General features: G+C 69.4%; 11 protein-coding genes. 2 read left to right on the top strand and 9 right to left on the bottom strand.

Features of this window, described 5'->3' with window-relative positions:
- Nucleotides 1-18 precede the first annotated feature (18 nt).
- From AB0I59_RS37815 to AB0I59_RS37780, 8 genes are all read right to left on the bottom strand, one after another.
- Nucleotides 19-1410 (bottom strand): GH1 family beta-glucosidase, encoded by a 1392-nt coding sequence (locus AB0I59_RS37815; protein ID WP_435831174.1) that lies wholly within the window; start codon nucleotides 1408-1410, stop codon nucleotides 19-21.
- 41 nt (nucleotides 1411-1451) lie between these two features.
- Complete coding sequence (locus AB0I59_RS37810; RefSeq protein ID WP_061260244.1) at nucleotides 1452-2336, bottom strand: carbohydrate ABC transporter permease; 885 nt, start codon at nucleotides 2334-2336, stop codon at nucleotides 1452-1454.
- Nucleotides 2333-3307, bottom strand: a complete 975-nt coding sequence (locus AB0I59_RS37805; protein WP_061260245.1) for a carbohydrate ABC transporter permease — start codon at nucleotides 3305-3307, stop codon at nucleotides 2333-2335. Before AB0I59_RS37805 ends, AB0I59_RS37810 begins: the two co-directional genes overlap by 4 nt.
- Before the next feature lie 85 nt (nucleotides 3308-3392).
- The gene (locus tag AB0I59_RS37800; RefSeq protein ID WP_061260246.1) at nucleotides 3393-4739 is read right to left on the bottom strand and encodes an ABC transporter substrate-binding protein; all 1347 of its coding nucleotides are present in this window, start codon (nucleotides 4737-4739) and stop codon (nucleotides 3393-3395) included.
- Between the two features lie 700 nt (nucleotides 4740-5439).
- A complete protein-coding gene (locus AB0I59_RS37795; RefSeq protein WP_358140916.1) occupies nucleotides 5440-6903 on the bottom strand; it encodes a sulfatase family protein in 1464 nt (487 codons plus the stop codon).
- A gap of 97 nt (nucleotides 6904-7000) precedes the next feature.
- Complete coding sequence (locus tag AB0I59_RS37790; RefSeq protein WP_061260248.1) at nucleotides 7001-7819, bottom strand: aldo/keto reductase; 819 nt, start codon at nucleotides 7817-7819, stop codon at nucleotides 7001-7003.
- Nucleotides 7816-8415 carry a TetR/AcrR family transcriptional regulator gene (locus AB0I59_RS37785; protein ID WP_358140913.1) on the bottom strand — a complete coding sequence of 200 codons (600 nt, stop codon included), beginning with the start codon at nucleotides 8413-8415 and terminating at the stop codon, nucleotides 7816-7818. The genes AB0I59_RS37790 and AB0I59_RS37785 overlap by 4 nt, the downstream gene beginning before the upstream one ends.
- A 94-nt stretch (nucleotides 8416-8509) precedes the next feature.
- On the bottom strand, nucleotides 8510-9388 hold the full coding sequence (locus AB0I59_RS37780; RefSeq protein ID WP_358140911.1) for an oxidoreductase: 879 nt from the start codon (nucleotides 9386-9388) through the stop codon (nucleotides 8510-8512).
- 189 nt (nucleotides 9389-9577) lie between these two features.
- On the opposite strand from AB0I59_RS37780, the gene AB0I59_RS37775 reads away from it, so the two are divergent.
- Both AB0I59_RS37775 and AB0I59_RS37770 read left to right on the top strand, forming a co-directional pair.
- Nucleotides 9578-10717: a hypothetical protein gene (locus tag AB0I59_RS37775; RefSeq protein WP_358140908.1), complete on the top strand. Its 1140-nt coding sequence runs from the start codon at nucleotides 9578-9580 to the stop codon at nucleotides 10715-10717.
- Nucleotides 10718-10722: 5 nt separating this feature from the next.
- A complete protein-coding gene (locus AB0I59_RS37770; RefSeq protein ID WP_358141060.1) occupies nucleotides 10723-12141 on the top strand; it encodes a DUF6716 putative glycosyltransferase in 1419 nt (472 codons plus the stop codon).
- Nucleotides 12142-12945: 804 nt separating this feature from the next.
- Here AB0I59_RS37770 and AB0I59_RS37765 read toward each other — a convergent pair.
- Nucleotides 12946-14991: an HNH endonuclease signature motif containing protein gene (locus tag AB0I59_RS37765; RefSeq protein ID WP_358140905.1), complete on the bottom strand. Its 2046-nt coding sequence runs from the start codon at nucleotides 14989-14991 to the stop codon at nucleotides 12946-12948.
- Nucleotides 14992-15329 lie beyond the last annotated feature (338 nt).

Below are 15329 nucleotides of genomic sequence, written 5' to 3'. Positions count from 1 at the left end.
CCTGTGGGTCCTGTGGGCCTATTCTGCTGGGCCCAGGAGCCCGCCGTGACGCGCCGTCTCCGCGTACCACAGGGCGCTGTCCTTCAGGATCCGCCGCTGCGTCGGATAGTCCACGTACACCAGGCCGAAGCGCTTGTCGTAACCCCATGCCCACTCGAAGTTGTCCATCAGCGACCAGGCGAAGTAGCCCTGCAGCGGGATGCCCGCCTCGATGGCAGCATGACATGTCCGCAGATGGGCGTCGATGTACGCGAGGCGATCCGGATCATGAACTCGGTCGTCGGCCGTGAGCTCGTCCTCGAAGGCCGCGCCGTTCTCCGAGATGATCAAGGGGATGGGAGGGTATTCCCGCGTCAGCCGGACCAGCAGTTCGTTCAGGCCCGAGTCGTCGATCTCCCAGCCCATGGCGGTGACGGGACGGCCGCCGTTGACGAAACCGACGTGCTCGCTGCCGACCCACGGCGATCCCGAGTCGGTCGGCGCCGCGGCGGCCGACTGCGCGCCGCCCGGAGCGCCCGACACGGTGAACCGGCTGTAGTAGTTGATCAGCAGCATGTCGATCGGCGCGGCGATCGTGCCGAGGTCGCCGTCCTGGATGAACCCGGTGTCGGTGATCTCGCGCAGGTCCTCCAGCACGTCCTCCGGGTACGCGCCGGTGAGCAGCGCGTCAAGGAAGAAGCGGTTCTGCAGGCCGTCGATGCGCCGGGCGGCGTCCCTGTCGGCCTCGCTGTCGCTCGCCGGGGTGATCGCGTAGAGGTTCACGCACCCGCCGATGAGGGAGTCGGCCCGCTGCGCGCGCATCGCCTGTACGGCGAGCCCGTGGGCGAGGTTCAGGTGGTGCGCGGCGCGCACGGCCGCCGCCGGCTCGCGCCGTCCCGGCGCGTGCTCGCCCGAGGCATACCCCAGGAACGCGGCGCACCACGGCTCGTTGACCGTGCTCCAGTTCCTGACCCGGTCGCCGAGCCCGTCGTGCACGACCGCCGCGAAGTCGGCGAAGCGCTTCGACGTGTCGCGCGCGGGCCAGCCGCCCGCGTCTTCCAGCGCCTGGGGGAGATCCCAGTGGTAGAGCGTCACCCAGGGGTCGATGCCGTAGCTGAGCAGCTCGTCGACGAGCCGCTTGTAGAAATCGAGACCCTTGGCGTTGATCTCCCCGGCCCCGTCGGGCTGGATCCGCGGCCAGGACACGGAGAAGCGGTACGCCGTCAGGCCCAGGTCGGCCATGAGCCGCACGTCGTCCCGGTAGCGGTTGTAGTGGTCGATCGCGACGTCGGCGTTCTCGCCGCCCACGACGCTCCCCGGCCTGCTGACGAAGGTGTCCCAGACGGACGTCCCCCGCCCGTCCGCGGTGACCGCGCCCTCGATCTGGTAGGCCGAGGTCGCGGCGCCCCAGACGAACCCCGTGGGGAACATCAGCCCGGGGAGCCGGGTCTCGGCCTGAGTCTCCTGCGTGGTCACGCTTTGACCGCACCTTCCATGAGTCCGCCGATGATCTGGCGGCCGAACAGGACGAATACCAGGATGAGCGGGAGGATGGACATGGCCGTTCCGCTGAAGATGAGCACGTAGTCGGTGCCGTACTTCGCGTTCAGCGAGTTGATCGCGACCTGGACCGTCGGGTTGTCCGGAGTCAGGGCGATGAGCGGCCACATGAAGTCGTTCCAGGTGAGCATGAAGGTGTTGATGCCGAGCACCGCCATGCCCGGCCGTACGGCCGGCAGGATGACGTTCCACCAGATCCGCAGCGTCGACGCGCCGTCGACGCGGGCCGCCTCCACCAGCTCGTTGGGCACGGCCTGCTCGGTGTACTGCGTCATCAGGAAGACCCCGAAGCCGTTCAGCAGGTACGGCAGGATCACCGCCTTCAGCGTGCCGATCCACTCCAGGTTGACCATGAGCCGGTACAGGGGCACGATGCCCATCTGCTGCAGCGGGACCATCATGGTCACGAGCACGAGCAGCAGGAGCACCTTGCCGCCCTTGAACCGCAGCCGCGCGAAGGCGAAACCGGCGAAGGTCGAGATCAGCACGACCGAGATCGTCACCGTGGTGGCGATGATCAGCGAGTTGGTCAGACCGGCCAGGTAGTGCGCGTCCTCGTTGGAGAGCACCCGCTGGATGTTCTGCCCCAGATTGCCGCCGGGCAGGAACGGCGGCGGGATGTCGGTCGCCTCCTTGTTGGTACGCGAGGCGATGACGAGCATCCAGTAGATCGGGAAGGCCGAGATGACGATGGTGACGGCCAGTACGATCTTCGTCCACGGCGTGGCCGACCACAGGTCGGCCTTCTTGCGCCCCTGCTGGGTGCGGGGCCGGTTCCCCGCGGTGAGCGTGGTCACTTTTTGCCCCCGATCCGGCGGACGAGCAGGAAGTTGATGAGCGACCCGATGAGGATCATCAGGAAGAGGAGCCACGCGGCGCCGGACGCGTACCCGTAGTCGAACTCGCGGAAGCCCTGCTCGACGATGAACATCGACACGGTCTGGAACTGGCTGTTCGTGCCGCCGTGGACGTTGCCGCCGTAGAACGTGGTCGGCTCGGCGAAGAGCGTGAGACCGCCGATGGTGGAGTTGAGCACCACGAAGATCATGGTCGGCCGCAGCATGGGCACGGTGATCTGCCAGAACTGGCGGCGGCGGGAGGCCCCGTCGATGGACGCCGCCTCGTAGAGGTCCTTCGGGATGGTCTGCATCGCGGCCAGGAAGATGATCGCGTTGTAGCCGGTCCACCGCCAGTCGATCATGGTGGAGATGGCGATCCACGAGGGGATCCGCTGGGCCTTCCAGTCGATCGGATCGACGCCGAACCAGTCGAGCATCCAGTTGATGAAGCCCCAGTCGCGGCCGTAGAGCTGGGTGAAGACCACGGCGACCGCGACGACGGAGGTGACCAGGGGGAGCAGCACGCCCATGCGGACGAACAGCTGGCCCTTGATCCGCTTGTTCAGGGCGTTCGCGAGCAGCAGCGCCAGCAGGATCTGCGGCACGGTCGCGATGAAGAACATGCCCAGCGTGTTGACGACGGCGTTCCAGAACGCGCTGTCGGACAGGAGCGCGGTGTAGTTCCCGAGCCCCGTCCACTCCTCAGTTCCCGTGAGGTCGAACTTGAAGAGCGAGTACCACAGGGTGAAGCCGAGCGGGAAGATCCCGAAGATCAGGAAGAGCAGGAAGTACGGCGAGACCAGGAGGTACGGCGCGGCCTTCAGGTCCAGCCAGGACAGGAAGCCGCGGCCCTGCGGCCGCCGCGCGTGCCCCCTCCGTGGCGGGAGCGGTGCCTGGGTGGACCGTCCCGCGTCGACGTTTACGCTCATGGGTTACCTTTCAGGCGGAAGCAGGCGACCGGCCCGCCGGCGGGGTGCCGCTGCGGCGGGCCGGTGCTGATTCAGCGAGCGGGGATCAGCCCGCCGCCTTCACGGCGTCGTCGACGAGCTTCTGCCAGCCCTGGGCGTAAGGGACGGAGCCGTCGTCGATCGCCGACACGACCGACTCGATCGCGTTCTTCACCTGGGCGTGCTTGACCCCGAGGAAGACCGGCTGCAGCGACGAGGCCGACTTGGCGAAGATGTCGCCGACCGGCGCGTCGTTGAAGTACTCGTTCTTGGCGCTCTGGACCGCCGGGTCCTGCTGGGCGAGGGAGTTGCTCGGCATGTTGCCGGCGTAGGTGAAGACGCTGACCTCACCCTCCTGGCCGGTCAGGTAGTCGAGGACGGCCGCGGCCTCCTTCGGGTGCTTGCTCTGCTTGGGCACCGCGAGCCACGAACCGCCCCAGTTGCCGCCGCCGCCCGGGACCGCCGCGACGTCCCACTTGCCCTTGAAGTCGGGGCCGGCCGCGTCGTCGCCGCTGACCACGCCGAGCATCCACGCCGGGCAGCCGAGCGTCGCGAACTGCGACTTCTTCATGCCCGTCTTCCACTCGTCGGTGAAGTTGCGCAGCTTGGCCGTCAGGCCCTCCTGGCTGATCTTCGCGGCGAAGTCGTAGGCCGTCTTGACCGCCGGGTTCTTGTCGACGATCAGGTTGTTGTCCTTGTCGAAGTAGGTGACGTTGCCGCTCTTGGCGGCTTCCTGCACCGCGACCACGTTGAAGAGCGTGTTGGTGCCGTCGACGAACTTCGTGTCCTTGACCTTGGCCTGGAACTCCTTGCCGACCTTGACGAAGTCGTCCCACGTCGGCCAGAGCTTGCTGACCTCGTCACGGTCGGCCGGGAGGCCGGCCTTCTCGAAGAGGTCGCGGCGGTAGCAGAGGCTCATGCCGCCGATGTCGGTGCCGAGGGCGAACACCTTGCCGTCCGCGGCCACGCCGCCGTCCCACTTCCAGGAGGCGAAGTTGGCCTGGCGGTCCTTGAGGCCGTACTCGCCCAGGTCGGCCCACCACTCGGGGTGCGCCTTGGCGAGGCCCATGCCGCCCTCGTCGATGCCGACCACGTCACCGGCGCCGGTGCCGGACTGCAGCCACTGGATCATCTGCGGCCAGTACACCTGCTCGAACTGGTCGGTGAGGTGCTCTTCCTTGATGATGATGTCCTTGTGGGAGGCGTTCCACTTGTCGATCGCCTCCTTGTAGCCGAAGTTCTTGCCACCGCCGAAGGTCTGAACCTTGATGGTGACAGGCTCCGCCGCGGCGGCGCTGCCGCCGCCGTTGTCGGCCGGCTTGTCGTCGCTGCCGCAGGCCGCGGTGACGCCCAGGGCGAGCGTCGTCACAGCGGCGAGCGCGAGCAGCCTGCCGCGGCGGGAGTTGTGCATCATTCCGGACCCCTCTCAGGTGGTATCCCGAAGTCATGGGAGGTGCATCCCGGGCCGGTCCCCGACTACAGGCCCGCGATCGGTGTGCTGGATCCAACGGGTGGAATCCCGCGTGAACGGTTCGTGCTCGCTGTCGCAGAAGCACGTTGGGAGCGCTCCCACGAAGGTTGCTCCATGAGCAATGTCAGCGTCAATATGCCGAAACCTAACTGTTACTCCAGGCGCCATTTGATCCCTGGAACGCGACAATAGACCACAAACGGTGCATACTGCGGTTTGGGAGCGCTCCCATCACATACGACCCAAACGGCTCACGGAGTGTGACCTTGTGGAAGCGCTCTCTCGCGCCCGGAAGGCGTACCGTGGGCGGACCGAAAAAGGGCCTCTCGACGGCGTCGGCGCGGTCGGCGAGAGCCGCCCCGCCCCCGGGAGGCGGGGGTGGGGCGGCGACTGGAGTGAGCCGACGTCTCCAGAGGTGGAGGCGGCCGTGTCAACGCCCCAGAAAACCGGCATGGCGCAGGTGAACGCCGCTGCGGGTGTGGCCGGCCTGAGCGTCGGAACGACTCATGCCGTCAACGCCGCCGGAGGCGGTTTCAGGCGCGGCCTGACAGCAGGATTCACGCTGGGTGACCATCGGGCCGTCTGGCTCGCGGCGCGTGGTTTGTGGCGACCCGAAACCCGGCGCGGCCGTGCCGTGCGCCCCCTAGCGCGGCACCGCTCTGAGTAGGGAGCGGGTTTCCGCGTCCGCCACCCGGCACGTCGCGCCGACACAGTTCCGTAACAGCGCGAGCCGCGTCGAGAACGAGCCCACCAGGAAGGGATCCGCCGTCTCCACGATGTTCCGCAGCTCGTACGGATCACCGGCCAGGTCGTAGAGCTGCCGCTCGCCGGTGCCGTACTCGACGTAGCTGTACCTGTCCGTGCGTAACACGCTGTAGCTCGGCGCCGCGTACGGCGCGTACGGCGGCTGGTAGAACTCCACCAGGACGGCGTCCCGCCACGCGACGTCACGGCCCTGCAGCAGCGGGACCAGCGAGCGCCCCTCGGCGAACGACGGAGGAAGCACACCGCCCAGCTCGGCGAACGTGGGCCCGAGGTCCACGGTCGAGCACAGCCGGTCGATCGTGGATCCCGGGGCGATCCCCGGTCCCCGCACGACCATGGGGATCCGGATGTCCTCCTCGAACGGCGTCGTCTTGCCGGGCCGGAGGCGATGCTGTCCGAGATGGAAGCCGTTGTCGGAGGTGAAGAAGATGTAGGTGTTGTCGAGCTGGCCGGAGCGCTCCAGGGACCAGACGAGCGAGCCGACCATGTCGTCCACCCCGAGCATGGCGCGCAACCGGTTCCGGTGGAGCTCGTCGATCCGCCGCACCACCTTGGGGGACAGCGGAGGTTTCTCCCGCAGCCAGGACGGCTCGGCCGACATGTCGAGCTGGTCGAACGAGGGTGTTCGCGGCGCCTGTTCGTCGAGGAAGGCGTTCGCGTGCCGTGGCGCGTAGTTGGCCGGCTGGTGCGGCGCCACGGGGGCGAGGTAGAGGAAGAACGGCTGGTCACCCGACGATGTCACGAAGTCGTCGGCCTTCCGGCTCAGCACGTCTTCCAGGTAGTCCTCGGGGGCGTAACCGTGTCGGACGACCACCCCGTCGTCGTTGAGCGCGTAGCCGTACTCCTGGTAGAGCCGGGTGACCGGGACGGCCCACCGGTCCCAGCCGGGCGGTATGTAGTCCTGCGACGCGTCTAAGGGGTATTTGTTGAGATATTTCCCGAGAAGTCCGGTGCGATAGCCGGCCGACTGCATCCACACGCCGACCGTGGACTCCTCCAGGGGGCGGAACTTCGGGAAGCCGCCCGTCGGCGGGCGGTTGCTCTCCACCTGGTGGCTGTGCATGTACTGCGACCGCAGGATGGACGACCGTGACGGGCAACACCACGGGTTGGTCGCGAAGAACCGCGAGAACACGGCGCCCTGCTGTACGAGCAGGTTCCAGATGTTGGGGAACCGCTGGAGGTCGGTCGTGTCCAGGTCGTCGGTGAGGATGAACACGATGTTCGGGGCGCGCGAGGACGTCTGCTGTCCCTGGGCGGCGGCACCCGAGAACGCCGTGCACATGAGGAGCGCCACGGCGAGCCAAGGGCACCACCTGCGGGCTTTTCTGGGGACCGGCATGGGACAGATCATTACCTTGTCGCTACCTGCGGAAACGTACGGCCTGTGCCCGGTGGGGCGCAGACCGTGACGAATTTCCCCAAGTCGGCTGGCCGGCTCAGCCGAAGGTCGCCGGGTCCGGGCCGAGACGGCGGCCCGCGTCCAGCGCGTCGATCGCGGTCATGTCACCCGGGTCCAGCTCGAAGCCGAAGACGTCGATGTTCTCGCGGATCCGCTCCGGGGTCACCGACTTCGGGATGACGATGTTGCCGAGCTGGATGTGCCACCGCAGCACCACCTGGGCCGGGCTCCGATCGTGCTTGGCCGCGATCCGGGCCAGCACCGGGTCGTCGAGCAGGCCCTTGCCCTGGCCCAGCGGGCTCCACGCCTCGGTCGCGATGCCGTGCGCGGAGTTGTAGGCGCGCAGCGCGTCCTGCGCGAACTGCGGATGCAGCTCGATCTGGTTGACCGCGGGCACCACATCCGTGTCGTCGAGGAGCCGGTCCAACGCCTGGACGGTGAAGTTGGAGACGCCGATCGCGCGCACCCGGCCGTCGGCGTACAGCTTCTCCAGGGCCTTCCACGCCTCGACGTACTTGTTCTGCGAAGGGGCGGGCCAGTGGATCAGGTAGAGGTCGAGCACGTCCAGTCCGAGCCGGTCCATGCTGGCGTCGAAGGCCCGCAGCGCCTGGTCGTAGCCGTGCTCGTCGTTCCACAGTTTGGTCGTGATGAACAACTCGTCACGGGGGATCCCCGACTCCCGTAGGGCCCGGCCGACGCCCGCCTCGTTGTGGTAGAGCTTCGCCGTGTCGATGCTGCGGTAACCGGCGGAAAGCGCGGTGGACACGGCCCTTTCCGCCTCGTCGTCCGCCACCTGCCAGACTCCGAAACCGAGCTGCGGCATGGTGACGCCGTTGTTGAGGGTGATGGTGTTCATGTCCCCATGCTGCCCGACCAGGTTTTGGCCAGCGGCAGCAGGACCCGGTCGACGGCCTCGGCCATGAAGGCGTCGTCGACCGGCTCGCCCAGGACGATCAGCCGGCGCCAGACCAGGGCCTCCACGACCGAGAACAGCGCGCGCGGATCCACCGGCCCCGTCAGCTCGCCCCGCTCGACGGCGTTGCCCAGCAGGTACGCCAGTCCGGAGAGATCCCGGCCCGGCATGTGGTCCCGCACCGCTCCGGCGAGCTCGGGGCTGGACAACATCGCGGAGACCAGCCCGATGATCAGCTGCTGCCTGCGCCCGATCGCGTCGCAGATCGCGCCGAGCGCCGCGAGCAGGTCACCGCGCAGCGACCCGGTGTCCGGGGCGGGTGGGATGTCGATCTCCACCCGGTTGCAGATGAGATCGACGACGAGGTCCGCCTTGCCCGCCCAGCGCCGGTAGATCGTCGCCTTGCTGGCCCCGGCCCGCTTGGCGATCTGGTCGACGGACATGCGGTCGAAGCCCGTCTCGGTGAGCAGTTCCAGTGTGGCGTCCAGGATCGCCTGCTCGCGGGCGGGGTCGAGTCGGCGCGAGTTGGCGGTTCCCATGATCTCCCTGTCTGCTGCCGCGTCTCGTGCTCCCGGTCCGTGCCCCAGGATCGGTATCCCAGGGTCCGTGTGCCTGGACCGTGTTCCCGGGGGGTCATCGCGAGACGAGATCCCGGAATTCTACGCCGGTGAGCTCCTCCGACACCGTCCAGAGCCGCCGGGCCAGCGCCTCGTCCCGCGCGGCGGCGCTGATCGCGGGTTTCTTCAGCTTGGGGCCGACGAACTCCCCGCCCCGGATGTCCGGCGACGTCGCGGCGTACAGCGAGGGCACGGCTCCCGCCTCCGCCGGCTGTACGGCGACGCGCAGCAGCGCGTTGAGCACCCCCGTCAGCGGGCCCAGCTTCATGATGTTCGTCGCGGTCACGCCGGGATGCGTGGCCACGCTGAGCAGCCGGGAACCGGCCCTCCGCTGCAACTCGAACGCGAACAGCAGGTTGGCCAGCTTGGACCTCCCGTACGCGCTCATCCGCCCGTAGCCCTCGCGCAGTTCCAGATCGCCGAAGTCGAGCCTGCCGAACTTGTGGGCGTCGCTCGCCACCGTGACGACCCGCGCGCCCGGCCGGACCAGCAGCAGGGGCATCAGGAGGCCGGTCAGCGCGAAGTGCCCGAAATGGTTGGTGCCGAGCTGCATCTCGAACCCGTCGGCGGTCGTCTGCCGGGGGATCATGCCGATGCCGGCGTTGTTGATCAGCAGGTCCAGCCCGTCCAGGCGGGACCTCATCGTGTCGGCGAAGGCGCGTACAGAACCGAGGTCGGCGAGGTCGAGCCGTTCGAACTCGGCGTGCCCGCCGGGCGCCTGGTCGAGGATCCGCGCGGCGGCCGCCCGTCCCTTGTCCTGGTCACGGCTCGCGACGATCACGCGGGCCCCGTGCCGAGCCAGTTCGAGCGCGGTCGGGAAGCCGATGCCCGCGTTGGCTCCCGTGACCACCGCGGTGCGGCCGGCCAGGTCCGGCATCGCGTCAACGGTCCACATGATGGCCCCTTTCCACTGTACGAAACGGTTTCGTACACCATTGGGGTACACCATATGGCGCGGAGATCGAATCCGCGATCCCCAATTTCACGTCCCCGGTTCCCGTGCGGCTTCGTCCGCACCTGTTCACCTGACGTTCGCGGGCGTGTCGGTGAGGCGAAGCCTGCCGCGGCTAGCTTCGTGGGCGTCGTGAACGTGTCTTCACCGGACGTGGGCAACGCGGGTCGGCGCCACGCCATCGAGCGGGAACCGGCCGTCGCGTGGGTTGAATCCCCGTTGCAACTGCTGTGCGTCGCCGAGGCCCAGCACGCAGGCCTCCTCGCCGAGGACACCCTCGTCGTGCCCAGGGCCGGCCAGCGCGCGCTGCGGCTCACCGGGCGCGAACTCGACCGGCTCGGACTCCCCGACGGCCTGCGGCTCGCCGAACCGTCGGCGGGAATGCCGCGTCCCGGCAAGGTGTGGGCCGTCGGCGACGCCTTCTCCGGCCGCGTCCAGATGCGCGTCCTCACCACCCGGCCCCGCCGGGTCGTGCTGGTCGACGACGGTCTCGCCACGATCCGCCTCCTCGAACTGCTCACCACGCGCCGGCCACTGCTGCGCGCCCGCGCCTCGGCCGGCATCGCCCGTACGGTGCTGGGGGCCGCCGCCGGTATGCGGCTACGCGGCCGCGGGCTGACCGTGTTCACCGCGCTCCCGGTCCCGGAGACGCTGGCGGGCGCCGTACGGGATCTGGGAGCCGATCTCGTCGGGCACGACTTCGCCTGGCTGCGTTCCCGGCCCGCCTGCCCCGCGCCCGCCGAACGCACGGTGGTGCTCGGGACGTCCCTCGTCCGCAACGGGCTCGTCCACCGTGACCGGTACCTGCGCTGGCTCCAGGAGATCGGCGAGCCCGTGGCGTACTACCCGCACCGCAGGGAGGACCCGCGCGACCTGGACCGCGTCCGCCGGATCGCGGATCTCACCGTCTACGAGTCCGGGGCCCCCGTCGAGATGACGCTCCGTGACCTCGGCCCCGGTCACCGGGTGCTCAGCCTGCCGTCCACGGCGGTGACCTCGCTTCGCGTCCTGTTGTCGGGTCGTGGTGTCTGCGTGGAAGCCGTCGGCGTGCCGGACGACTGGTGGACCTCGGCCGCCGACCCCGCGCTCCGCGCGCATCTGCAGATCTTCACCGACGTTCCCGCGACGGCCGGTGGCCCCGTTCCCGACGGCGCCGATGCCGTACAGACGCGTGGCGGAGCCGGTGCCCGCCACGTCGTCCCGGGGGAGACCCCGGACCTCAATGGTGCCGCTCCGGGGGAGACCCCGGTCCCTGGAAAGGTTGCTCCTTGACCCGCGTGCTCGCCGTGGCCGACTCCGACTCGTACCTGAAGTGGGCCGCCGGCCTCCTCGACGCCATGCCCCCGAACTGGGTCACCGAGTTGCTGGTCGTGCGCTCGCCGATCGCGCCGTCAGAAGGCCAGATCCGGGCGGCGGTGAGCGGTACGCGGATCGACCGGCGAGCGGGGAGACCAGCCGATTCCCCGGCACCCACGGCGCCCGCCTTCCGCTGGGACGGGACTGGCACCGCTTGCGCGGACGGGACTGGCACCGCTTGCGCGGAGGGGGCTGGCACCGCGCTCGCGCGCGGGGCCGCCGCGAGGCCTACGGAAACCGCGCCGCCGGACCAGGCGGGCAGGGGCGGGGACGACGACGAGGGCACGGACGGGGCGGCGGGCGCCCTCCTTCCCCCGGTGCTCTCGGCGCGGCGGCTACGCCGTACGGCCGAGCGGTTCCGCCCGGACGTCGTGCTGCTGGCCTGCACCGGCCCCGTGGTCGACGTCCTCGCCGCCGACATCCTCTCCGACCTGCGGCCACGCCCGGTGTTCGTGTCCGGCCTGCCCGGCATCTCCGTACCGGCGACGGAGAAGGCGTGGCTGTACCGCAGCGGATGCGAACTGTTCGTCGTGCACAGCGGCCGCGAGGTGCGGGAGTTCTCCGCCCTCGGTCGCGAACTCGGCGGTGGCGGCGGGGTGGCCCTGGCCCGGCTCCCGTACCTGGACCTCGGGGTCGTCGGGACGGCCGAACGGGACAAGGTGATCTTCGCGACCCAGGCCAAGGTGCCGAGACGCCGGGAGGAACGCGAGAACGTGCTGCTCGCCCTCGCCGCGCTGGCCGACACCCGTCCCGACCTGGAGGTCGTGGTCAAGCTCAGGGCACGCGACTCCGAACGGCAGACCCACAACGAGCGGCATCATTACGAGCGACTCTGGCTGGCGATGGCCGGAGAAGGACGCGTCCGGGCCGACGCGATAACGTTCGCCGCCGGGCCGATGCACGAGCACCTGACCCGCGCTGCCGGATTCGTCACGGTCAGCTCCACCGCCGCTCTGGAGGCCATCGCCAGGAAGGTGCCTCTCCTCGTGCTGTCGGATTTCGGGGTGAGCGCCGAGATGATCAACTTGGTCTTCGAGGGCAGCGGTTGCCTCGGGACACTCGACGACCTCGCCAAGGGTGACTTCCGTACACCTGACGGGGACTGGTGCCGTGCCAATTACTTCCACGACGACACAGAGAGTGACTGGCTCAGCCGGATCTCCGAACTGGTCACGACCGCCGAGGAAGGACGCCTCGTTCCCGCCCGGTCGCTGCTCGACGGGGCGGAGCATGCCTCCGCACGACGCCGCGCCCGGCTCCGGCTGGAGGTCCCGCCTCGGGTGCTTCGATACGGCTACCGCGCCAAGCGCCGGATGCGCCGCTACCTGAAGGTTTTCTGATGGTTCTCCGGTGGCCTGCGACCATATCGGGTCGGGGGACCGGTGACAGGACCCGGTGAGCCGCGATATGGACAGGATTCGGCGGCGGGACCCGATGGCAGAGGCGATGACAGGTGATGGTTGCCGAGTGACGTGTTATGGGTGACCGGACTTGGTCAACGGTCAACGGTGAGCGGTGAGCGGTGAACGGCGACGGCTGACAGGTGCTGCTCGGGTTCCTGGGTGGACTGCGGTGGCTGGTCTGATGTACATGCGGCCGCTGCGCTGCGGCGGGCAGTTGTTCCGGCGCGCCGTGATAGTGGCGTTCCAGTGAGCCGCTGGCGCGGCGTTGCGCGGGCGCGGTGGTTGCTGGCACGGTCTTACGCGCGCCTCCACAACCACCCGCACTCCGCTCCGCTCCCGACCGCTCTCCCGCATCGCCATCTCCCGCATCGCCATCTCCTGCATCGCCATCTCCTGCCTTGGGATTCAGCACGGCCATACTCCTGACGCGCGCTTCCGGATCGTTGGAGGCGTGATCACGCCGTGAACGACCGAGGGGGCTGCTGCGCCGTAGGGCGGGGGCAGCTGTGCGGCGGCGGCCACCTGATCCGTCGTAGCGACGGGGCCACTTCGCTCCAGCAGGCTGTCTGCGAATGAGTGCGTACGCCCGCTTCCCGCTTCCGATGAACCCCGACAGTTCGTGCTCAGTCTCATCGGTCCCCTGAGTCCCACCCCCGGGAGCGGGGAACCCCGCCGGATGACCGAGACCTGCTGGTCAGCTGATCGGAGGCCAGCTGACCAGCCGCTCGGGCGTGGGCATGTTCAGAAGGGAGGGATGTCGTTGGCCGGGTCAGGTCGCAGGCCGGACGGAGTGACAGGTCCCCGTTCTGCCGACGGCGGTTCGGGAGTGGGTTCTTCCCACCAGGCGGGTTCGTAGGTCCATGTCGGCAGGAACGGGAGTTCGTCATTGGCGGGGTCGGTGATGCTGCCCGCGCCGTACCCGCTGACCGCAAGCCCGTGTGCTCCGCTTTCGCCTCCGAACCCGCCCACGATCTCCCTGCGGCCTCCGCCGCCGACCTCGCTGCCGACGTGGCCGCCGCTCCCGCTGCCGCCTCCGCCGCCGATCTCCCTGCCGACGTGGCCGCCGCCCCCGCTGGCCACCTCCCTGCCGACCTGGCGGCCGCCCTCACTGTCCCCGTCGTCCCCGTCATGGCCAGCGGTTGAGAGGTCTGGCGTGCCGACCACCCGTTCCTCCGCACCGCTGCCATCCGTTGTGGACGCACCCGCCTGCGACCTACCCGCCGTGGGCACGTCTGCCTCGGGTCCTCTTGTCTCGGGCTCGCCTGTCTCGGGCTCGCTCGCTGTGAACGAGCCGGGCTCGACCCCGCCCGCTGTGAACGAGCCGGGCTTGGGCCTACTCGCTGTGGACGCGCTTGCCTTGGGTGCTCTTGTCTCGGAACCGCCTGCCTCGGAACCGCATGTCTGGGCCCCGTTTGCCGTGGCACGTACCTCGCATCCGCACGCCTTGGGCCCGCTCGCCGGGTGGGTGTTGGCCGCTCCGCGCTCGTTGGGGCCGGTCCAGCCGTTGGGGGCGAAGGGTTCGGGCATGGGTTCGATGATCGGCGGCGGCTCGGCCGGGTAGCGGTGGCCGGTCCGGCTGATCCAGGTCACATGTCCGGGGCTGGTCTGTACGACCTGCCAGCCGTTGTCGCGCAGGTCGTGGTCGTGCGCGCACGCGGCGGCGAGGTTGTGTTCGGTGGTGGGGCCGCCGTGGGCGTATTGGCGGGTGTGGTCCATCTCCGACCGGGCGGCTGGTGCACGGCATCCGGGGTGGGAGCAGACCCTGTCGCGGATCTCGATCCGTCGCCGCAGCCCGGCTGTGGGGAACCGCCGCCGCTCATCCCCAGCAGCCTTCTCGCCGCCGGTGACCGTATCCCGCGCAGCATGGGCTGTAGCACCATGAGCCGTAACATCGCGAGCCGTAGCACCGCGAGCTCCAGGATCAGCGGACCGGGCGTCAGCGGACCGGGCAGTGCCGAGGCCGCTGGTGCTGCCGCCTTCGGCGGCCGGGGTGACGAGACTCGTGCTCCCACCGCCGCTGTCGCTCCCGCCGCCATCATCATCACCATCGCCGTGGACGCTTCCGCTGCCGTCGGAGTTTCCATCCCCGTGGACGCTTCGAGTGATGGGTGGGGAGTCCTGCCCTGTGGCTTGGCCGTATTGGCGCATGATGTCGGCGATGACGGCGGCCCAGCCGCCCTGGGCGTAGATGTCGGCGTACAGCTCGCGCAGCAGCGACAGCGGAAGCTGGAGCTCGACGATCCCGCGACGGCGAACCGACGTCGGCCTCGCGCGAAGAGCCCCGCCCGGCCGGTCGCCGTCTTCCTGCCCGGCAGCCGGTGTGCGGGCAGGCGTCATCCCTACCCTGGCCGTGCCCGCCGGATCGCTCCCGTCCCCACAGGGTTGGGAGGGTAGGCCGGGTGTGAGACCGAGACCGAGACCGCGGCCGTGCGCAGGGCCGGGTGCGGGGTGGCGGGGCCACCCTGCGGGGCGGCGTCGGGTGATCCCGGCGTGCAGGAGCTGTCCTTGTTCGTCGCAGATGGCGAACCGCCACTCGCCGCCGATCTGACGTTTGGCGAGCCGGCGTGCCAGGTGGGCGTGGATGGGTCCCCATCCGGCGAGTTCGGCGGGCAGGTCGTCCAGGTGCATCAGCGTGGAGACCTGGACCCGTAGCTCACCGGCCGCGAACCCGACCGACCACGCCGCACCGGCGGCACCGGCCGCAGTGTCGTTCTTGAGGTCCGCGCTGCGGTTCTTGAGGTCCGCGCTGCCGTCGCGGCTGCCGACCACCCTACCCGCCAGGCTCACGTTCGGACTAGGGCTCGCGCTCGGGCTGACGCTCGCGTTCGCGCCGAGGTTACCGCCCCGGACACCCGCAACACTTCCGGCACTGGCTCCAGTGCGGCCGGCAGGACCAGCCGGCCCAGAACCGGTGCCGGAGACAGGACCGGTGGGGCCACCACTGTTGGGACCGTCACCATGGGCGGAGCCTGAGCATCCCGTATCAGGGTCAGTGTCACCGGGATCGCCGTACGCGTTACAGGGGTCGGTGCCGTCGCCGTGATCGGCAGAGCCGGAAGTGCCCGCTCCGGTGACGGTGTCGTCAACGTCGCCGTCCTTCTCGCCGTTGACGTGCTGGACGTCGT

Origin of the sequence: Microtetraspora glauca (assembly GCF_040656155.1) — a bacterium.
GTDB lineage: Bacteria > Actinomycetota > Actinomycetes > Streptosporangiales > Streptosporangiaceae > Microtetraspora > Microtetraspora glauca.
Note: the sequence above shows the minus strand (reverse complement) of the source record. Positions and strands in the feature narration are given on the sequence as shown.